The sequence below is a fragment of the Variovorax sp. 770b2 genome (assembly GCF_900115685.1).
In the GTDB taxonomy this organism is placed as follows: domain Bacteria; phylum Pseudomonadota; class Gammaproteobacteria; order Burkholderiales; family Burkholderiaceae_C; genus Variovorax.
This window is the reverse complement of the sequence record NZ_FOXJ01000002.1, coordinates 743,328-761,836: the sequence shown is the minus strand read 5'-3', so window position 1 is coordinate 761,836 and position 18,509 is coordinate 743,328. Positions and strand designations below refer to the sequence as shown.

The 18,509-nt window shown below is 68.6% G+C and carries 17 protein-coding genes; 8 read left to right on the top strand and 9 right to left on the bottom strand.

Going from position 1 to position 18,509, the window contains the following annotated elements; all coding sequences use genetic code 11:
• Positions 1 to 55: 55 nt before the first annotated feature.
• Positions 56 to 2,251 (bottom strand): catalase HPII, encoded by a 2,196-nt coding sequence (katE, locus tag BM133_RS19085; protein WP_093436948.1) that lies wholly within the window; start codon positions 2,249 to 2,251, stop codon positions 56 to 58.
• Positions 2,252 to 2,325: 74 nt separating this feature from the next.
• Positions 2,326 to 2,478 carry a hypothetical protein gene (locus tag BM133_RS35195; RefSeq protein WP_177224872.1) on the bottom strand — a complete coding sequence of 51 codons (153 nt, stop codon included), beginning with the start codon at positions 2,476 to 2,478 and terminating at the stop codon, positions 2,326 to 2,328.
• Between the two features lie 291 nt (positions 2,479 to 2,769).
• On the opposite strand from BM133_RS35195, the gene BM133_RS19080 reads away from it, so the two are divergent.
• On the top strand, positions 2,770 to 3,588 hold the full coding sequence (locus BM133_RS19080) for a transglutaminase-like domain-containing protein (RefSeq protein WP_093436945.1): 819 nt from the start codon (positions 2,770 to 2,772) through the stop codon (positions 3,586 to 3,588).
• Positions 3,589 to 3,606: 18 nt separating this feature from the next.
• On the opposite strand, the gene ligD is transcribed toward BM133_RS19080, so the two are convergent.
• The 3 genes from ligD to BM133_RS19065 all read right to left on the bottom strand — a co-directional run bounded on the left by ligD (position 3,607) and on the right by BM133_RS19065 (position 8,225).
• Positions 3,607 to 6,165, bottom strand: a complete 2,559-nt coding sequence (gene ligD, locus BM133_RS19075; protein WP_093436943.1) for a DNA ligase D — start codon at positions 6,163 to 6,165, stop codon at positions 3,607 to 3,609.
• Positions 6,166 to 6,177: 12 nt separating this feature from the next.
• Positions 6,178 to 7,161, bottom strand: coding sequence for a non-homologous end joining protein Ku (locus BM133_RS19070; RefSeq protein ID WP_093436940.1), 984 nt, complete (start codon positions 7,159 to 7,161; stop codon positions 6,178 to 6,180).
• A gap of 65 nt (positions 7,162 to 7,226) precedes the next feature.
• On the bottom strand, positions 7,227 to 8,225 hold the full coding sequence (locus BM133_RS19065; RefSeq protein WP_093437141.1) for a succinylglutamate desuccinylase/aspartoacylase family protein: 999 nt from the start codon (positions 8,223 to 8,225) through the stop codon (positions 7,227 to 7,229).
• Between the two features lie 155 nt (positions 8,226 to 8,380).
• On the opposite strand from BM133_RS19065, the gene BM133_RS19060 reads away from it, so the two are divergent.
• The gene (locus BM133_RS19060) at positions 8,381 to 8,662 is read left to right on the top strand and encodes a hypothetical protein (protein WP_093436938.1); all 282 of its coding nucleotides are present in this window, start codon (positions 8,381 to 8,383) and stop codon (positions 8,660 to 8,662) included.
• Here the strand turns inward: BM133_RS19060 and rpe are convergent.
• On the bottom strand, positions 8,652 to 9,344 hold the full coding sequence (gene rpe, locus BM133_RS19055; protein ID WP_093436935.1) for a ribulose-phosphate 3-epimerase: 693 nt from the start codon (positions 9,342 to 9,344) through the stop codon (positions 8,652 to 8,654). The two genes, BM133_RS19060 and rpe, sit on opposite strands and share 11 nt — an antisense overlap.
• 59 nt (positions 9,345 to 9,403) lie before the next feature.
• On the opposite strand from rpe, the gene apaG reads away from it, so the two are divergent.
• The 4 genes from apaG (at position 9,404) to BM133_RS19035 (ending at position 14,371) form a co-directional block, all read left to right on the top strand.
• Positions 9,404 to 9,799 carry a Co2+/Mg2+ efflux protein ApaG gene (gene apaG / locus BM133_RS19050; RefSeq protein WP_093436933.1) on the top strand — a complete coding sequence of 132 codons (396 nt, stop codon included), beginning with the start codon at positions 9,404 to 9,406 and terminating at the stop codon, positions 9,797 to 9,799.
• Positions 9,800 to 9,918: 119 nt separating this feature from the next.
• Entirely contained in the window at positions 9,919 to 11,901 is a 1,983-nt protein-coding gene (locus tag BM133_RS19045; protein ID WP_093436930.1) for a site-specific recombinase, read from the top strand.
• Complete coding sequence (locus BM133_RS19040) at positions 11,898 to 13,169, top strand: cation:proton antiporter (RefSeq protein ID WP_093436928.1); 1,272 nt, start codon at positions 11,898 to 11,900, stop codon at positions 13,167 to 13,169. Before BM133_RS19045 ends, BM133_RS19040 begins: the two co-directional genes overlap by 4 nt.
• The gene (locus BM133_RS19035; RefSeq protein ID WP_093436925.1) at positions 13,166 to 14,371 is read left to right on the top strand and encodes a YbdK family carboxylate-amine ligase; all 1,206 of its coding nucleotides are present in this window, start codon (positions 13,166 to 13,168) and stop codon (positions 14,369 to 14,371) included. The genes BM133_RS19040 and BM133_RS19035 overlap by 4 nt, the downstream gene beginning before the upstream one ends.
• Before the next feature lie 33 nt (positions 14,372 to 14,404).
• Here BM133_RS19035 and BM133_RS19030 read toward each other — a convergent pair whose 3' ends face one another.
• Positions 14,405 to 14,641: a hypothetical protein gene (locus tag BM133_RS19030; RefSeq protein ID WP_093436922.1), complete on the bottom strand. Its 237-nt coding sequence runs from the start codon at positions 14,639 to 14,641 to the stop codon at positions 14,405 to 14,407.
• Between the two features lie 125 nt (positions 14,642 to 14,766).
• Between BM133_RS19030 and thiL the strand changes: the two genes are divergently transcribed.
• Complete coding sequence (gene thiL / locus BM133_RS19025) at positions 14,767 to 15,726, top strand: thiamine-phosphate kinase (protein ID WP_093436920.1); 960 nt, start codon at positions 14,767 to 14,769, stop codon at positions 15,724 to 15,726.
• Here thiL and BM133_RS19020 read toward each other — a convergent pair whose 3' ends face one another.
• Both BM133_RS19020 and BM133_RS19015 read right to left on the bottom strand, forming a co-directional pair.
• Positions 15,727 to 16,437 (bottom strand): DUF3053 domain-containing protein, encoded by a 711-nt coding sequence (locus BM133_RS19020; protein WP_093436917.1) that lies wholly within the window; start codon positions 16,435 to 16,437, stop codon positions 15,727 to 15,729.
• A gap of 36 nt (positions 16,438 to 16,473) precedes the next feature.
• Positions 16,474 to 17,382, bottom strand: coding sequence for a LysR family transcriptional regulator (locus tag BM133_RS19015; protein WP_093436915.1), 909 nt, complete (start codon positions 17,380 to 17,382; stop codon positions 16,474 to 16,476).
• A gap of 101 nt (positions 17,383 to 17,483) precedes the next feature.
• On the opposite strand from BM133_RS19015, the gene BM133_RS19010 reads away from it, so the two are divergent.
• Positions 17,484 to 18,491, top strand: a complete 1,008-nt coding sequence (locus BM133_RS19010) for a Bug family tripartite tricarboxylate transporter substrate binding protein (protein WP_093436912.1) — start codon at positions 17,484 to 17,486, stop codon at positions 18,489 to 18,491.
• The last annotated feature ends 18 nt before the right edge of the window (positions 18,492 to 18,509 follow it).

Here is an 18,509-nt window from a genome sequence, read left to right as displayed (position 1 = left end):
GCTCACGCTCGCCGGGCACTAGAGAAGCGCCCGGCGGATCGGCCTGGACAGCCTGCTAGGCAGGCACCGCGTCGATGTTGGCGCGGTCCCAGTGGCGGTGCTTGGCGATCGCCGCGATGAAGTCGTGCGCGATCTGCGTGGCCGCCGTGCTGTCACCCAGGTTGGTGACCGGCGTGGCGGCCACGACCACGCCCGCGGGCGCATCGCTGTCCGCGCCGATGCCCAGCGTGGCGAGCAGCTGCACGCCCTCGCCCACCGTGCAGATCGCCTTGCAGTGCTTGTAGGCCTCGAGCACGAAGTGCACCGCGTCGCCCGTGGCCGCCATCGCGGCCGCGGCGTCGGCGCCGGCCGGCACCAGCACCGCATCGAACATCACCGAGGGCGTGTTCGTGAAGGTCATGTCGACATCGATCTGCCGCTTGGACGCACTGGCCACCGTGCCCAGTCGCGGACCGACGATCTTGCACTGCGCGCCGGCCTGCTCCAGCGCATCGCGGATCGGCTTGAGCGAGGCCGAATCGACGCCGTCGGCCACCAGGATCGCGATCTTGCGCGTGCGGATCGAGCCGTCGCCGGTGTCGGCCATGCTGAGCGCGGGCGACTCGTCGATGGGCAGCGCGATGCGGTGGTCGCGAAAGCCCGCGCGGCCCGCCGCCGCCTTGGCATCGGGCTCGCCGATGCCCAGCGGCTCGGCCACGCGGCGCGCGAGCTTCTCGTCCACGTGCGCGAGGTTGTCGACCATGCGCTGGCGGATCGCCGGCACCTCCAGCTTGGAAAGCTCGAAGCGGAAGGCCGCGATGATGTGTTCCTTCTCGGCCGCGCTCTGGCTGTTGAAGAACAGGCGCGCCTGCGTGAAGTGGTCGTCGAACGAGGGGCTGCGGCGGCGCACCTTGGGCGCGTCGATCTCCTCGGGGAACGATTGGAAGCCGTTGCTGCCGCCGTCCACGCGGAACTCGGTGCCGCTGCCCAGCGTGTTGGGCTCGTAGGCCACCTGGCCGCGCGCGATGGTCTGGCGGTGCATGCCGTCGCGCTGGAAGTTGTGGAACGGGCACACGCCCTTGTTGATCGGCAGTTCGTGGAAGTTCGCGCCGCCCAGGCGCGAGATCTGCGTGTCGGTGTACGAGAACAGGCGCCCCTGCAGCAGCGGGTCGTTGCTGAAGTCGATGCCGGGCACCACGTGGCCGGGGTGGAAGGCCACCTGCTCGGTCTCGGCGAAGAAGTTGTCGGGGTTGCGGTTGAGCACCAGCTTGCCGATCTTCTGCACGGGCACCATTTCCTCGGGGATGAGCTTGGTCGGGTCGAGCAGGTCGAAGCCCAGCGAATGCTCCTTGTCGGCCGGAACGATCTGCACGCCCAGCTCCCATTCGGGAAAGTCGCCGTTCTCGATGGCTTCCCAGAGGTCGCGGCGGTGAAAGTCCGCGTCCTTGCCGGCGATCTTCTGTGCCTCGTCCCACACCAGGCCGTGGATGCCCAGCTTGGGCTTCCAGTGGAACTTCACGAAGTGGCTCTCGCCGCGGCCGTTGATGAAGCGGAAGGTGTGCACGCCGAAGCCTTCCATCATGCGAAGGCTGCGCGGGATGGCGCGGTCGCTCATGGCCCACATCAGCATGTGGGTGCTCTCGGGCATGAGCGAGGCGAAATCCCAGAAGGTGTCGTGCGCGCTCGCGGCCTGCGGCATCTCGTGGTGCGGCTCGGGTTTCACGGCGTGGATGAGGTCGGGAAACTTCATCGCGTCCTGGATGAAGAACACCGGGATGTTGTTGCCCACCAAGTCGTAGTTGCCTTCGCGGGTGTAGAACTTGACGGCGAAGCCGCGCACGTCGCGCACCGTATCGGCCGATCCGCGCGAGCCGGCCACGGTCGAGAAGCGCACGAAAACGGGCGTCTTCACGTCCGGGTCCTGCAGGAAGTCGGCCGAGGTGAACTGCGACATCGACTTGTAGACCTGGAAATAGCCATGCGCCGCCGAGCCGCGCGCATGCACGGCGCGCTCGGGAATGCGCTCGTGGTCGAAGTGCGTGATCTTCTCGCGCAGGATGAAGTCTTCCAGCAGCGTCGGCCCGCGCACGCCCGCCTTCAGCGAGTTGTGGTTGTCCGGGATCTGCAGGCCCTGGTTGGTCGTCAGGTGCGCGGGATGCTCGGTGGTGAAGCCATCCAGCTGCAACTGCTTGGCGTTGCGGCCGTCCCCGGATTTGGTGGTCTTGGCGGTGCTGGCGCGGCGACCTGCGGCGGCTTTGTTCTGGGGCGTCATCGGGGACCTGGGATCTTTCATGGAGCAGCGGGCGAGAGAGGGAGAGGGGAGAGGAGGAGAACGGAAGAAGGCTCTCAGCCCATTTCGTTGTTGTTGTCCAGGAGCATGTCCAGCACGTTGACCACGGCGACCAGGCAGATGCAGCCTGCCACCGCGGCGACAGCCCACACGAGGATTTCGTCGCCCAGCGAACCGGTGAGCGAGCCGAACAGCGATGAAAGCTCCATGATTTCCCTCCAAGGAATATCCAGATGAACAGAGACCTCCGAGGTTAGGTTTTGAACCGACTGTTACCCGTAGTGGCGCCCCTCCCTCGGATGTCGGAGAGCGTGCGCCCCGGCGGTAGGAGCGCGACTACAGCGCCTCGCGGCGGACTACGACGCGTCGCGGGTTGTGGCCGTGCGGCTTTTGGAGCGCCGTCGCATAGCATGGGGCGAAGACGGCACCGATCGTGCTTGTCGTCTTCTTTGTGCCTCGCGCACCGGCGCATACCGGCTCACCAGGGAAGAAACACGCCAATGCAGATCCAGATCGGCTACGACATCGAAATCGGCGTCACCGCCCCCACGGCGTTGATCTACATGCTGCAGGTGCACCCCTCGCGCGCTGCCGACATCCAGGGCAGCGAGAACATCACCATCAGTCCGCCGCTGGTGACCGACCACTACCGCGACAGCTTCGACAACCAGTGCGCGCGCGTGCACGTGCCGCTGGGCGTGAGCAGCGTGCGGCTGCGCAACCAGGCCACCGTGTACGACACCGGCCTGCCCGACACCATCGACCTGGGCGCCAGGGAGCACGCGGCGGCCGACCTGCCGGTGGCGGCGCTGCCTTTCGTGCTGCCCAGCCGCTACTGCGAGGTCGACAGCGAGCTCCTGCAGTTCGCCTGGGCCAACTTCCTGAACGTGACGCCGGGCTGGAGCCGCGTGCAGGCCATCTGCGACTTCGTGCACGGCCACCTGCGCTTCGACTACCAGAACGCGCGCGCCACGCGCACCGCGCTCGAGGGCTTTCGCGAGGGCACGGGCGTGTGCCGCGATTTTGCGCACCTGGCCATCACGCTGTGCCGCTGCATGAACATTCCGGCCCGCTATGCAACGGGCTACCTGGGCGACATCGGCATTCCGCCGGTGCCCTATCCGATGGACTTCAGCGCGTGGTTCGAGGTCTACCTGGGCGACCGCTGGTACACCTTCGATGCGCGCCACAACAAGCCGCGCATCGGGCGCGTGGTGATGGCGCGCGGGCGCGATGCGGCGGACGTGCCGATCACGATGGTGTTCGGCGCGAACACGCTGCAGCGCTTCGAGGTGACGACCAGGGAAGTGCTGCAGTAGGCGGTTCGGAACCGGGCGCTAGCCCGGCTTGTAGTCGAGCATCTTCATGGCCGCGGCGATGCCTTTCCGGCTGCGCTCCAGCGCGGCCCACGGCTTGTTGCCGGTGGCGAAGCGGTCGGCCACGTTGGCGAGGGTCCATTGCGCGGCGCTTGTGAGCGCGGGCAGCTCGTCCCACGCCACGGGCACCGACACGCCCAGCCCCGGGCGCGAGCGCGCCGACCACGCGCTCACCGTGGTCGCGCCGAAGCCGTTGCGCAGGTAATCGACGAACACCTTGCCCACGCGGTTGCGCGGCCCGCTCTTGGCGACGAAGCGGTCCGGAATGGTCCGCGCCAGGTGCACCACCACGGCCTGCGAGAAGCCCTTGACCTCGTCCCAGCCGTACTGCCGGCGGATCGGCACCACCACGTGCAGGCCCTTGCCGCCGCTGGTCTTCAAGAACGACGGCAGGCCCAGCTCGTCGAGCAGCGTGCGCACCAGCAGCGTGGCCTCCTGGATCTGCGGCCAGTCCACGCCTTCGCCGGGGTCCAGGTCGAAGGTCATGCGGTCGGGCCGGTCGATGGCGCGCGAGGTGGCGTTCCAGGTGTGCAGCTCGATCACGTTCATCTGCGCGGCGCCGATGAGCCCGGTCTTGCTGTCGATCTGCAATAGCGGCTCGTGGCTCGGATCGAGCGCGGGGTCCAGCAGGGTGACGCCGGGTATCTCGCGGTTCTGCAGGTGTTTCTGGAAGAACAACTCGCCGCCCACGCCGTCGGGCGCGCGCACCAGCGACACCGGCCGCCCGCGCAGGTGCGGCAGCATGAGCGTGCCGACCGCGTCGTAGTAGGCGGCGAGTTCGCCCTTGGTGATGCCGCTCTTCTCGTCGATCACGCGGTCGGCGTGGGAAATCTTCAATGCCATGGGTGCCTTCGCTCCTTTCTTCTTCGCGGGCGTCGCGGCCGCTGCGTCGGGCTGCTCGGGTTGTTCCGCGCGCTCGCGCACGATGCCGCGCGCGGGCTTGTCCGCGCGCAGCCCCTGGAACACCGAATGGCGCACGCGGTCTTCGCGCGTCCATTCGCCGAACGAGACCTCGGCCACCAGCGTGGGCTTGACCCACTGCGCCTTCGCGTTCGCGCCGTCCGGCACGGGGGTGAAGGGGCAGTCGCCGGTGGCCAGCTTGTCCAGCCGGGCCTTGATGTCGGCGAGGCGGTCCGCGTTGAAGCCGGTGCCCACGTTGCCGCAATAGCGCAGCCGCCCCTTGTCGTCGTGCACGCCCAGCAGCAGCGCGCCGAAGCCCGCGCGTGCGCCCTTGGGCGCGGTGTAGCCGCCGATCACGAACTCCTGGCGCTGCTGGTTCTTGAGCTTGATCCAGTCGGGCGAACGGCGCGACACATAGGGCGAGCCCTTGCGCTTGCCGACGATGCCCTCGAAGCCGATGCGCGCGGAAGACGCCAGCAGGTCGCGCGGCGATGCATCGAAGGCCTCGCTCAGGCGCAGCGGGGCCGGCGGCCGCTTGCCGAGCAGGCGGACAAGTTGCGCGCGCCGCGCTTCGACCGGCTCACCGCGCAGGTCCTCGCCGTCCAGAAAGGGCGCATCGAACAGCCAGTAGACGATCGACGAGGTGGCGCCGCGGTCGAAGGCGTTCTGCAGCGCCTGGAAGTCGGGCGCGCCGTTCTCGCCCTCCACGGTGATCTCGCCGTCGAGCCAGGCCGAATCGGTCGGCAGCTTCGCGAGCGCCTTGGCGATGGCGGGCAGCTTGTCGGTCCAGTCGTGGCCGTTGCGGGTGAAGCAGCGCACCTTGCCCTTGTCGATGCGGGCGAGCAGGCGGTAGCCGTCGAACTTGAGCTCGTAGAGCCAGTCGCCGGGCGATGAAGGGGGAGAGGCTGCGAGGGTCGCAAGCTGGGGCTGGAAGGCGGCGGGCAGCGCAACTTTCTTCGCGGGCTTTTTTGCCGCCGCCTTCTTCGCCGGCACCTTGGCGGCCACCTTCTTCGGCGGACGGTCCACCTCGTCCACGCCGCGGCCGGTCAGCACGCTCGCGGGCTGTTTTTCGAGCACGTCGTAGTCGGCAAGATCGCGCGCCTGGTCATCGCGCTCCTTGATGAGCAGCCACGGCTCGTGCTTCTCGTCGCCCTTGCCGTGCATGCGCACCAGCGTCCAGTGGCCCTTGAGCTTTTCGCCGCGCAGTTCGAACTTGAGCTTGCCGGCCGCGAGCGCCTTGCGCGCATCGCCGTCGCTGCCCCCGGCCGGCAGCCAATCGCCGCGGTCCCAGACGATGACGGTGCCCGCGCCGTACTGCTTGGGCGGAATGGTGCCCTCGAAGTCCGCATACGAAATCGGATGGTCCTCGACATGCACCGCCATGCGCTTGACCGTCGGGTCGAGGCACGGGCCCTTGGGCACGGCCCAGCTCTTCAACGTGCCGTCCAGTTCGAGGCGGAAGTCGTAGTGCAGATGGCTCGCGTGGTGCTTCTGGATGACGAAGGAGAGCACGCCCTGGCCCGCGCGGCCGCCCTCCTTGGGCTCGGGCGTGCGCGAGAAATCGCGCTTGCCGTGGTAGCGCGAGAGCGCCTTGCGCGCGGTCGATGCGGTGGTGCCCATGGTCGGTGCGCCTCAGGCCGCACGCCTGGCGCGGGGTTTCGCCTTCGCCGGGGTCTTTGAAGCGGCTTTCGCGGCGGGCTTGCGTTTCTTCGCGGGAGGCCGGGGGCGGAGCGCGGGTTCTTCGTCCTCGTCGTCATCATCCTGAACGGCCGCGGCCTTCTTTGCGCCGCCCTTGCCGCGCAGGCTCCGCTGCAGCAGTTCGGTGAGGTCGATGATCTTGGCGCCGCCGCGTTCGGACGCGCCTTCCTCGGGCTCGGGCTGCGTCACCGTCTCGGTCTGGCCCGCCTTCACCTTGCGCTCGACCAGGCGCAGGATCTCGTCCTTGAACTCATCCTTGAATTCGTCCGGCTCCCAGTCGGCGCTCATGTCCTCGACCAGCTCCTGTGCCATCTTCAATTCGCGCTCGGTGAGGCCCGCCTTCTTCGCGTCTTCCGCGGGCAGCGGCAGGTCGTCCCAGGGCCGGATGTCGGCGCCCCAGCGCAGCAGGTTCAGCACGAGGCCCGGGCCCACGGGCACCAGCGCCGCCAGGTGCTGCTTGGTCTGGATCACGACGCGGGCCACGCCCACGCGGCCGCTGCGCTGCAGGGTCTCGCGCAGCAGCGCATAGACCTTCGCGCCGCGATTGATCGGCGCCACGTAGTAGGGCCGCTCCAGGTAGACGAACGGAATGCCGTTGGCCGGCACGAAGGTCTCGATCTCGATGGTCTGCGTGGTCTTGGGGTAGGCGGCGGCGATTTCCTTGTCGCTGAGCACCACGTACTCGCCGTCCTCGTATTCCACGCCCTTGACGATGTTCTCGCGCGCGATTTCCTTGCCGGTCTTCTTGTTGATGCGCTTGTAGCCGACCGGATCCATCGAGCGCTTGTCGAGCCAGTCGAAGTCGATGCCGTGGTTGGTGGTGGCCGAGTAGAGCGCCACCGGGATGTGGACCAGGCCGAAACTGATCGCGCCCTTCCACAGGACGCGCGGCGCGGGGGCTTTTGTCGAGACGGGCATGGACACACTCCTTCAGGCTGGAAATGTGTGCCGCGGGCCCGGCCGGGCGGTGTAGGAACGCGGCCTCAGGCCTTGCCGGCCACCGGCCCGAGCACGCGTTCGCTCGGGCGCGCGAAGTAGAACCACTCGGCGCCCGGCAGCGCGAGCGCGTTGGGGAACACGATGAAGCCGTCCTCGGGCGCGCTCAGCAGCGTGCCGTCGTGGCGCATGCCGATCGGCTCGCCGCGCTGCACCTCGTCGAAGGTGGCCCAGTCGCGCACGAAGCTGTCTTCCTCGTGCAGGCGATCGGTCACGCTGGCCAGGCGCAGCAGCCTGGGCTCGGCCGATGCGGCGGGCAGGCCGGCCGGCAGCGGCGCCATGCCCAGGAGCGCGAGCGTGCGGCGGATGGCCCGCCACGCCACCTCGGGCGCCTCGGGGTCCTGGTGCTGGCCGCATTCGAGCGTGACGCCGTAGCCGCCGCAGCTGCGGATGTATTCGTTGGTGCCGCGGCCGAAGTCGAGCGCGGCCTCTTCGGCCGGCGCGCCGCCCGCGCGCTGTGCGAGGCCCGCGGCGTAGATGTCGAGCCAGCCTTCCACCACGATGGGCGTGCCGATGTGCAGCGCGAGCTGGCCCTCTTCGTAGGAGCGGGCAAAGGGCTCCAGCGTGCCGGTGTTGTCGCGCGGGCCGATCATCGCGAAGGCCTCGCCCTCGCTCTGGAAGGAGTGCAGGTCCAGCAGCACCTCGTGGCGCGCGATGACGGGCGCCAGGCGGTTGGTGATGCGGGCTTCGTAGTCGGCGGGCGCCTCGGTCGGGCGGAACAGGCGGTTGAGGTTGCGCTCGCCTTCGCGCTGCAGGCGCCGGCGCGCCAGCGGGTTGGCCACGGGCACCAGCGTCAGCTCGCCGCGCTGCAGCTGCAGCGTGCCGGCATCGAACTCGGCCAGGATGCGCGCGATGCCCGCGGTGCCGCAGGTCTCGTCGCCGTGCACGCCGCCGACCACGAGCAGGCGCGGACCGGGCTGGAGCGAGGCGAAGGTGTGGATGCGCAGGCTGTCGGTCGCCACGCCGGCAAAAGGATCGGAAGACATGCGGGCCATTATTGCGGAGGCCCTTCACCGGAGGCAAAGCCGCTATGGGTTTCATAGCGCCGAGCGGCCACCTACAGGGCCTGCCTTGCATGTCCTACCGCGGGTGCGGACTCACCGGCACAGGCTTGCCTGCAATGCCACGAAGGAGCCACCGCATGACCCGAGCCAACACCACCAAGACCACCAAGACCCCGCCCACCGATCCCAAGGACGCGACGAAGGACGCGGGCGGCGGCAAGACCAAGGTCGAGCAGGGCGGTGAATCGGCGCCGCGCCTGCCGCACGAGCGCGACCAGTCCTCGGACAGCCAGGCAACCCGGGACGGGCATCCGCCCGAGGTGGGCCGCCAGGCGCATGAAGACGTGGAGCGCGGCGTGGTCGATACCGACCGCGGGCCGGAGGCCGACCGCGTCTACAACGACAAGGTCAAGCGCTGACGCCGGCCAGTTGCTGGCGCATTTCGGCGATCACGGCGCCGTAGTCCTTGGCATTGAAGATCGCGCTGCCGGCCACGAAGGTGTCGGCACCGGCCGAGGCCACGCGCGCGATGTTGTCCACCTTGATGCCGCCGTCCACTTCCAGGCGGATGTCGCGCCCGCTCTGCTCGATGCGCTTGCGCGCGAGTTCGATCTTGCGCAGGGCCGAGTCGATGAAGCTCTGGCCGCCGAAGCCGGGGTTCACGCTCATGATGAGGATGAGATCGATGTCGTCGATGGCCCAGTCCAGCGCCTCCAGGCCCAGCCCCGGGTTGAACACCAACCCGGCCTTGCAGCCCGCGGCCTTGATGGCCTGGATGCTGCGGTGCACGTGGGGCGATGCGTCGGGGTGAAAGCTGATGCAGTCGGCGCCCGCTTGCGCGAAGGAGGCGGCCAGGGCGTCGACCGGCTGGATCATGAGGTGCACGTCGATCGGTACCGGCGTGCCGTCGGCCGTCTTGGCGTAGGGCTTGAGCGCCTGGCAGATCATCGGGCCGAAGGTCAGGTTCGGCACGTAATGGTTGTCCATCACGTCGAAGTGGATCCAGTCGGCGCCGGCGGCGATCACGTCGGTCAGTTCCCGGCCGAGGTGGGCGAAGTCTGCGGAGAGGATGGAGGGGGCAATGCGGAACGGGGTGCTCATGCCCCCGATTCTCGCAGCCGCCAGATGCCCGAGGAAAGCCCTCCGTTACCATCCGCCCCATGTCACACAGCCCCTTCAGCGTCCAGGTCGAGCCGCGCTACCTGGCCGACCAGTCCTCCCCGACGGACAACGTCTACACCTTCTCGTACACGATCACCATCACCAACGTGGGCACGGTGGGGGCGCAGCTGATCGCGCGCCACTGGCTCATCAACGACGCCTCGGGCCATCCGCAGGAGGTCAAGGGCCTGGGCGTGATCGGCCAGCAGCCGCTGCTGGCGCCCGGCGAATCGTTCCGCTACACCAGCGGCTGCCGGCTGCAGGCCGCGAGCGGCACGATGCACGGCAGCTTCTTCGTGGTGAGCGAGGAAGGCGAGCGCTTCGACGTGCCCGTGCCGATGTTCGTGCTGGAAGCCGACATCGGCGGAGCACCCGTTTCACGGGTGCTTCACTAAGGCACTCCCCCAGGCTTCGCGCACTTCGTGTCGCTTCTCCTTCCCCCTCGCCGGGGGCAACACCTGCGGCCCGGCAAAGCCGGTTCCGCGGTGTTCCCACTCTTGAATTGCTGACTCCCATGGCTGCCGCATCGCGCGACTTGCAGGGGCTGCTTGCCGGCCTCGACCCCACGGCCGATGTGGCGCAGCGCCACATTTGGCTCATCGATCTCTTCGACTGGCTGCGCGGCGACCGCGCCTCGCCCCAGGCGGCCATCGGCCGCGTCTCCCTGCTGCTGGACGCCGTCGAGGCGCGCCCCGAGCTGCGCGAGCGCCTGCGCGCCTGGTGGCGCGTGTTCACGCAGTCGGTCGACCTGACCACGCTCCTGGCCGACTACGGCTTCGCACCGCGCACCGCATTCGTGAGCGAACTGAGCGAACGGCTGCGCCGCAAGATCCTGCCCGGCACGCCCGAGACCACCGATGCGTCGGACCTGTTCCGCATGGTGCTGCCCGGCGTGTTCGACGCGGGCTGGATCGCGCTGCTCGACGAGACCCGGCTCGCCCGCATCGGCGCGCTGCTGGCCGATGCGACGGTGGACGCCGACGGCTCGCCGCGCTGGCGCCACACGGTCATGGACGCGGTCACATATTGCGGCAGCCAGGTGGTGGCGGCCGGTTTCTCGCCCGAGCTGCGCCTGCGCATCAGCGCGGAGCACCACGAGGCGCGCCCTTTCCACGCGCTGATGGCCGACCTGGACGAACTGCGCGAGCAGATGTTCGAGCAGCCCGCGGGCGCGGAAAGCGACCAGGCCCTGCAGGCCGCCTTCGTGGCCTTCCGCGACCGGCTCGACGCCTGCCGCGCCAGCGCCTCGTCGGTCTACACGCACCTGGAGGACAACGGCATCTCGGTGGGCCTGGTGTTCCGGCTGCGCCAGTTGCGCGAGCGCGTGCTGCGCATCCGCGAACTGCTCGACTGCCTGATGTCGCCCGTGCCCGCGCCCAGCGTGGCGCGGCTGGTCGGCAAGCTGGTGCTCGCGGGCGGCGAGCGCAACAGCATCCGCGCGCTGGTCGCCTCGAACTCCTCGATGCTCGCGGCCAAGGTGACCGAGCGCAGCGCCGAGACCGGCGAGCACTACATCACCCGCGACCGCGCGAGCTACCTGCAGATGGTGAAGAAGGCCGCGGGCGGCGGCGCGCTCACCGCCGTGACGGTGCTGCTGAAATTCGGCATCTACGCGCTCGCGCTGTCGGCCTTCTGGGCGGGCCTGGCCTCGGGCCTGATGTATGCGGCCAGCTTCGTCGCGATCCAGCTCCTGCACCTGACGCTGGCCACCAAACAGCCCGCGATGACGGCACCGGCGCTCGCGGCGCGGCTGCGCGACATCAAGGCGGACGCAGCGGTGGACGATTTCGTGGACGAGGTGGCCAACCTCGTGCGCTCGCAGGTGGCCGCGGTGCTGGGCAACGTGCTGGTGGTGGTGCCGGCGATGGTCGCGCTCGCGCTCCTGGTGCAGTACGCGCTCGGGCGGCCGCTGCTGGACGCGGCGCATGCCGCGGCCACGCTGCATTCGCTCTCGCTCGTCGGGCCGACCGCGCTTTTCGCGGCAATCACCGGCATCCTGCTGTTTTCGGCCAGCATCGTCGCCGGATGGACAGAAAACGCCTTTGTCCTGCATCGCCTGGACTCCGCCATGCGTTACAACCCACGCATCGGCGCCTTTCTGGGTGCCGCCCGGGCTCGCCGCTGGGCCACCTTCATGCGCACACACATCTCAGGCTTCGCCTCCAACATCTCGCTGGGACTCATGCTCGGACTGCTTCCCGCGTTCGCGGGTTTCTTCGGGCTCGGGCTGGATGTGCGCCACGTGACACTCTCGGCCGGGCAGATCGCCGCGGCCGCGGCGTCCACGGGCCTGCCGGTGCTGCAGCAGCCCGCCCTCTGGTGGGCGGTGGCGGCGATTCCGGTGATCGGCGCGCTCAATGTGAGCGTGAGTTTCTATTTCGCCTTCCGCCTTGCGCTGCGCGCGCACAGCGTGAGCCTGGGTGACCGCGCCCGCATCCGCAGCGCCATCTGGGCGCGCTGGCGCAGCCGCCCCGTGAGCTTTTTTCTACCTGCATGAATTTGACGAGCTTCATCAACGATCTGCTGGGCTTCTGGTCCGAATGGGTGCGCCCCTCGGCGGGCCTGCCCACCGTGCTGTGGTCGCTGCTGCTGGCAGCGGCGGCCGCCTCCGGCCACCTGGTGCGACGCTACCTGGGGCTGCCCAAGGTCATCGGCTATTCGCTGGTCGGCGCGGTCGTCGGCTTTGCCGGCTTCGAGGGCGCGATCTGGCCGCTGCGCGGCATCAGCCTGTTCCTTCTTGAGCTGGGCGTGGCCGTGGTGCTGTTCGAGGCCGGCGGCCGGCTGCCGCTGCGCTGGTTCCGCCACAACCCGATGGTGCTGGTGCAGAGCCTGCTGGAGGCCACGCTCACCTACTTCGGCGTGTACTGGGTGCTCACGCTGCTGGGCCTGCCCGAGCCGGTGGCCAACCCGATCGCGCTGATGGCCATCGTCGCCTCGCCGGCGGTGCTCAGCCGCGTGATCATCGACACGCGCGCCGCGGGCCCCGTCACCGAGCGCGCGATGACGCTGGCCACGCTCAACACCTTCTATGCGCTTGCGCTCGGCTATGCGCAGGCCGGCCTCATCGAGCGCGCGCCGCAGACCATGCTGCAGAAACTCTACCCGGTGGCGGTGGTGCTGGGCCTCTCGTTCGTGGTCGGCGCGATCATGGCGCTGGCCCTTCGCACCGCGCTGCGCGTGATGAGCCCGACGAGCGAGAACACCTCGATCCTGCTGCTCGCGCTCATCGCGGCCGGCGCGGCGCTCACCGCGCACATCGGCGGTTCGGCGCCGCTGGCGGCATTGATCGGCGGCGTGCTGCTGAAAACGCTCAACCCCAAGCCCTGGGCGTGGCAGCGGCAGCTGGGCACCGCGGCCTCGCTGCTCACCATGCTGATGTTCGTGCTGGTGTCCATCGTGGCGGCGCAGGCCGACTGGACGTTGCCGGTGGCCAGCGTGGTGCTGGCCGTGATCGGCGTGCGCATGGTCGCCAAGATCTCGGGCGTGGCCATTGCCAACCCCGGCAGCGGCGCGAGCTGGAAGCAGGCCTTCTGGGTCGGCTGCGCGATGTCGCCGCTGTCGTCGATCGCCCTCTTGATCGCATCGAATTTCGCCACCGCGTCGCCGCTGCTGGGCACCATGATCACGCAGGTCGCCCTGCCATCGATCCTCTTGATGGAGGTGGTGGGCGCCGTGCTCGCCACCGTGGCCATCCACGCGGTCGGCGAGAGTTCGGTGCCCTGGGCGCCCCAGGCCTTCAGCACCACCGAGGACACGCAGCGATGAGCACCGCTCTCCCTACCATCGACCCCGACAGCGACGACGTGCGCTCCGCGCCGCTGGCCGCCGACCCCGAAAGCCGCGCGGTCAAGCTGGAGCCCTTCAACAAATCGGAGGCGCTGTCGCTGGGCGTGGAGCTCGAGCTGCAGCTGGTCAACACGCACGACTACGACCTGGCGCCCTACGCCGAGGACATGCTGCGCCTGATGGCGCAGACGCCGCTCCCGGGCAGCGTGGTGCCCGAGATGACCTCCAGCATGATCGAGATCTCCACCGACATCTGCCACTCGGCGGCGGACGTGATCAAGCAGCTCTCGCCGATCCGCGAGGCGCTGATCAAGAACGCCGACAAGCTCAACATCGCGGTGGTCGGTGGCGGCACGCATGCGTTCCAGCAATGGCACGAGCGACGCATTTACGACAAGCCACGCTTTCGCGAGCTCTCGGAGCTGTACGGCTACCTCTCCAAGCAGTTCACCATCTTCGGCCAGCACGTGCACATCGGCTGCCCCGATGCGGACGCGGCCTTGCTGATGCTGCACCGCATGTCGCGCTACATCCCGCACTTCATCGCGCTGTCGGCCTCCTCGCCGTTCGTGCAGGGGCAGGACACGCAGTTCGACTCGGCGCGCCTGAATTCGGTGTTCGCGTTTCCGCTCTCGGGCCGCGCGCCGTTCACGCTGAGCTGGAAGGAATTCGAGGCGTATTTCGAGCGCATGACCCGCACCGGCGTCGTGCGCAGCATGAAAGACTTTTACTGGGACATCCGCCCCAAGCCCGAGTTCGGCACCATCGAGATCCGCGTCTTCGACACGCCCCTCACGGTGGAGCGCGCCGCCGCGCTCGCGGGCTACGTGCAGTCGCTGGCCGCGTGGTTCCTGCAGGAGCAGCCCTTCGAGCCGACGGAAGACGACTACCTGGTCTACACCTACAACCGCTTCCAGGCCTGCCGCTTCGGGCTCGATGCGGTGTATGTCGATCCGGCCAGCGGCCAGCACATGCCGCTGCGCGAGCACATCCTCATGACGATGACGCAGCTCGAATGGCACAGCGAGGCGCTCAACGCCACGCAGGCGCTGGGCGAACTGCGCACCAGCGTGGAAGCCAATCGCAACGATGCGCGGTGGCTGCGGGAGAAGCAGGGCAAGGAGCGGTTGCTGGCCGAAGTGGTGCGGCAGGCCGCGTTGCGCTTCCGCGGTGCCGCCTGAGCGAACGCTATCTGCCGGCTACCACCACCCGCTTCACGAAGCGAGCGTGGCGCCGACAATGAACATGGCGATGCCCAGGTACCAGATGCGCATCAGCCAGACCCCGACCTTGTGCCGTCTCGCATAGACGTACACGTAGAGCGGCACGAAAAGGCAAAGAAGACCTTTGCCCGGGTTCCCCGTGAAAGCATGCAGGGCGATGCCGGCTTGCGCTGCAAACGCGATGGCAAGACCGGAAAGCAGCAAGACTGGACCAAGCGTTAGAGACACTGAATTTCTCCCTCTTTTCACCCGACTCTAGCCGGAGCGCGCAAGGTCCGGCGAAGCTGCAAGGCAGCTCGCGACGAAATCGATGCGCCCGTCGCTTGCCCACGCACCCCTTATGCTCCACCCCCATGGGTGAATTCGACCTGATCACACGCTATTTCAAGCGTCCCGCCACGCGCTCCCCGCTGGGCGTGGGCGACGACTGCGCGCTGCTCGCGCCCGCGCCGGGCATGCAGCTCGCGGTGTCCTCCGACATGCTGGTCGAGGGGCGGCACTTTCTCTCCACCGTCGAGCCCGCACGGCTGGGCCACAAGGCGCTGGCGGTGAACCTCAGCGACTTGGCGGCCTGCGGTGCCAGGCCATTGGCCTTCACGCTCGCGCTCGCGCTGCCGGGCATTGACGAGCACTGGCTTGAGGGCTTCTCGCGCGGCCTCTTCGCGCTCGCGGACGAACACGGCTGCGAGCTCGTGGGCGGCGACACCACGCGCGGCCCGCTCAACCTCTGCATCACGGTCTTCGGCGAAGTGCCCGCCGGCGCGGCCCTGCTGCGCTCGGGCGCGCGCGCCGGCGACGACATCTGGGTCAGCGGCACGCTGGGCGATGCGCGGCTGGCGCTCGAAGTGTTCCGCGGCACGATCGCGTTGCCTGCCGACGTGTTCGCACAGGCCCGCATGCGCATGGAGCAACCCACGCCGCGCGTGGCGCTGGGGCAGGCATTGCGCGGCATCGCCTCGTCGGCCGTGGATGTGAGCGACGGGCTGGTCGGCGACCTGGGCCACATCCTCGGGTCGAGCCGGGTCGGTGCCACGCTCGATGTGGATGCGGCCGTCGGCACGGTTGCGGCGGCGGGCACAGCAGGCCTGGGCACCGAGATGCTGCGCACCTGCGCGCTGTCAGGCGGCGACGACTACGAGCTGGTGTTCACCGCGCCGCCCTCGGCGCGCGCCGCGGTCGAGCAGGCCGGCAAGGACAGCGCCACGCGCGTGACGCGCATCGGCCGCATCGAGGCCGGAGCGGGCCTTCGCATCGTGGACGCGAACGGCGCACAGGTGGCGCAGCGCTTCGGCTCGTTCGATCACTTCGTCTGATCAGCTCCCGCGCACCATCGCCTGCATCTTGCGCTGCGCGGCGTTGATGGCAGCGGACTGGCCATTGAGGTTCTGCAGCATCTTGTTGAGCTCGGCCTGCACGGCCGGATCGGTCACGGTGACCGAGGCGCCCGAGATCTGGATCTTCGACTTGTTCTGCTGCAGGAAATCGCCCACGGCCAGCGCGCCGTCGAACGTGGTGTCCAGCGCGGGGAACACTTCCTTGAAGGTGGCCGCCGGCGCCGAGACGGTCTTCTCGTAGGCCTTGTCGTAGACCTGCTTCAGGTCGTCGGGTTGCTTCAACTGCGCGCGCGCTGCATCGGCCTTGGCAAGCTGCTGGTCGAGCGCGGTGCGCAGGCCCGCCAGGCCCTCCTTGGCGGCCTTCAGGTCGTCGCGGCGCGTGGCCAGGTCGCCGATGGAGCGCAGCGCGCCCTTGGCCATGACATCGCCCATCGGCTGGCTCACCGACTTGTTCATGCCTTCGTTGAAATCGGTGATCACCGCGTAATGCTGCGCGTAATCGCCGAACGATTTCTTCTGCTCCTCGTTCGGCGACGGCACGCGCAGGCCCGGCTTGTCGAGCACGCGGGTCTGCAGGAACTCGATGAAGGCGGTGCGCTGCTCGGCCTCCTTGTTGCCGCAGGCCGCGAGCGCGAGGCCCAAGGCCAGGACGAGCGACAGGGCGCCCATGCGTTGAACGAAAGCTCTCATGGGACAGGCCCTCCCCGATTGGTATGAATCGAAAAATTATAGAGAGCGCTTGATGGCATCGATCAGCGCACGCGCCGCGACCGACAGCGAGTGGCCGCGCTTGGTGACCACCGAGATGTCGCGGGAGACCCGCGGCGCGCTGAGCACCTTGACCACCAGCGACGGATCGTTCGCATCGCGCGCGAAGGCCGAGGGCATGATCGATGCGCCCATGCCGCTGGCCGTCATCCAGAGCGCCGTGGAGAGAAAGGACACCTCGTTCACCACGTCCAGCGCCACGCCCGCATCCGCCGCGGTGCCGTCGATCAGCGGGCGCACGCCGTAGCCGGGGCGCACGGTGATGACGGGGTGGCCGCCCAGGTCGATCCATCGCACCACGCGCGCCTTGGCCAGGGGATGGTCGTTCCTGCACACGAGCGCCAGGTGGTCGCGCATGAGCCGCTGCACCTCGACCTCGGCGCCGGGCCGCTCGGGCGTGCCGATGCCGAAGTCCACGTGCTCACCGAGGATGCGCGAGATGAACTGGTCGGGCGCGCAGTCGTTGACCATCACGCGAACTTTCGGATGCTCTTCGCTGAAGCTGCGGATCGCCGCGGGCAAGAGGAAGGTGGCCAGCGTGGGCGTGATGGCCAGGGAGACACGCCCCCGCTCGAGCGTGGCCAGCTCGCGAAAACCGGTCGAGAGCGAATCGACGTCGCGCAGGATGCGCTCCGCGGTGGGCAGCATTTCGTTGGCCGCCGCGGTCGGCTTGAGCGAGCGCGTGGTGCGGTCGAACAGGCGCGTGCCCAGCCCCTCCTCGAGCTGGCGGATCAGCATGCTCACTGCCGACTGCGTGACGAAGAGCCTTTGGGCGGCCGCGCTGAGCTTGCGCAACTGGTGCACCGCGAGGAACGCGCGCAGCTGGCGAATCGTCGGGCTGAACGTAGGACTGAAGTTTTCATTCATAAGGTGAACTGATATTTGATACGAAATTTCTCGATTTACGAATGAATTTCCGCAGCGTTCAATCGCTCCAAACCAAGTAAAAAGACAATCAAGGAGTTCCAATGACAGCACCGATCGCCAGCAAGGCGCAACCGCTTCGCAGGCAATTGCTGCTGGCCACGGCCTGCACCCTCTTCGGCGCCACCGCCCTGGCGCAGGCGCCCTCCCCCGATTTCCCCACCCACCCGATCCGCATGGTGGTGACTTTTCCGCCCGGCGGCAGCGCGGATGCCGTGGTGCGCATGCTGGTGCCCCGGCTCAACGAGAAGCTGGGCCAGCAGGTGGTGGTGGACAACCGCCCCGGCGCCGGCGGCAACGTGGGCCTTTCGCTGGTGGCGAAGGCGCCGGCCGACGGCTACACGCTCGGGCTGGGCGCAGCCGGCGCGCTCACCGCCAATGTGAACCTCTATGCGCAGATGCCCTTCGACCCGGTGAAGGACTTCAAGCCCGTGGGCATGGTGGCGGCCACGCCGTTCGTGATCGTCGGGCATCCCTCGGTGCCCGCGCGCACGCTGCCCGAACTGATCGCGCTGGCCAAGGCGAAGCCGGGCACGCTCTCCATGGGCCATGGCGGCAACGGCACCGCGATGCACCTGTCGACCGCGCTCTTCGCGCAGATGGCCGATGTGAAGCTGATCGAGGTGCCCTACCGCGGCTCGGGCCCGGCGGCGCTCGATGCGCTCGCGGGGCAGGTGCAGCTGGCCCTGGTCGACCTGCCCGCGTCGCTGCAGCAGATCAAGGCCGGCAAGCTGATCGCCTTCGCGGTGACCAGCGCGCAGCGCGTGCCGATGCTGCCGGACGTGCCCACCGTGGCCGAGGCGGGCCTGCCGGGCTACGACTCGACCGGCTGGTTCGGCGTGGTGGCGCCGGCGGGAACGCCCGCCCCCATCGTGGCGCGGCTGAACGCGGAGATCAACGCCGCGCTCGGCGACGAACAGATCAAGGCCGCGATGCGCAACCTCGGCGCGGAGCCCGCACCGAGTTCGACCGAGGCCTTCGAGGCCTACATCCGCAGCGAGACGAAGAAGTGGGCCAAGGTGATCCAGGTCGCCAACATCCGGCTCGACTGACAGACCCGACAGGCCCGA

What these genes read in the sequence shown, in the direction of transcription:
- BM133_RS19045 (WP_093436930.1), top strand. Translation starts at nt 9,919, where the DNA reads ATGGCTGCCGCATCGCGCGACTTGCAGGGGCTGCTTGCCGGCCTCGAC.
- BM133_RS19035 (WP_093436925.1), top strand. Translation starts at nt 13,166, where the DNA reads ATGAGCACCGCTCTCCCTACCATCGACCCCGACAGCGACGACGTGCGC.
- ligD (WP_093436943.1), bottom strand. Translation starts at nt 6,165, where the DNA reads ATGGGCACCACCGCATCGACCGCGCGCAAGGCGCTCTCGCGCTACCAC.
- BM133_RS19070 (WP_093436940.1), bottom strand. Translation starts at nt 7,161, where the DNA reads ATGCCCGTCTCGACAAAAGCCCCCGCGCCGCGCGTCCTGTGGAAGGGC.
- BM133_RS35195 (WP_177224872.1), bottom strand. Translation starts at nt 2,478, where the DNA reads ATGGAGCTTTCATCGCTGTTCGGCTCGCTCACCGGTTCGCTGGGCGAC.
- BM133_RS19060 (WP_093436938.1), top strand. Translation starts at nt 8,381, where the DNA reads ATGACCCGAGCCAACACCACCAAGACCACCAAGACCCCGCCCACCGAT.
- rpe (WP_093436935.1), bottom strand. Translation starts at nt 9,344, where the DNA reads ATGAGCACCCCGTTCCGCATTGCCCCCTCCATCCTCTCCGCAGACTTC.
- BM133_RS19010 (WP_093436912.1), top strand. Translation starts at nt 17,484, where the DNA reads ATGACAGCACCGATCGCCAGCAAGGCGCAACCGCTTCGCAGGCAATTG.
- BM133_RS19015 (WP_093436915.1), bottom strand. Translation starts at nt 17,382, where the DNA reads ATGAATGAAAACTTCAGTCCTACGTTCAGCCCGACGATTCGCCAGCTG.
- apaG (WP_093436933.1), top strand. Translation starts at nt 9,404, where the DNA reads ATGTCACACAGCCCCTTCAGCGTCCAGGTCGAGCCGCGCTACCTGGCC.
- katE (WP_093436948.1), bottom strand. Translation starts at nt 2,251, where the DNA reads ATGACGCCCCAGAACAAAGCCGCCGCAGGTCGCCGCGCCAGCACCGCC.
- BM133_RS19020 (WP_093436917.1), bottom strand. Translation starts at nt 16,437, where the DNA reads ATGAGAGCTTTCGTTCAACGCATGGGCGCCCTGTCGCTCGTCCTGGCC.
- BM133_RS19080 (WP_093436945.1), top strand. Translation starts at nt 2,770, where the DNA reads ATGCAGATCCAGATCGGCTACGACATCGAAATCGGCGTCACCGCCCCC.
- BM133_RS19065 (WP_093437141.1), bottom strand. Translation starts at nt 8,225, where the DNA reads ATGTCTTCCGATCCTTTTGCCGGCGTGGCGACCGACAGCCTGCGCATC.
- thiL (WP_093436920.1), top strand. Translation starts at nt 14,767, where the DNA reads ATGGGTGAATTCGACCTGATCACACGCTATTTCAAGCGTCCCGCCACG.
- BM133_RS19040 (WP_093436928.1), top strand. Translation starts at nt 11,898, where the DNA reads ATGAATTTGACGAGCTTCATCAACGATCTGCTGGGCTTCTGGTCCGAA.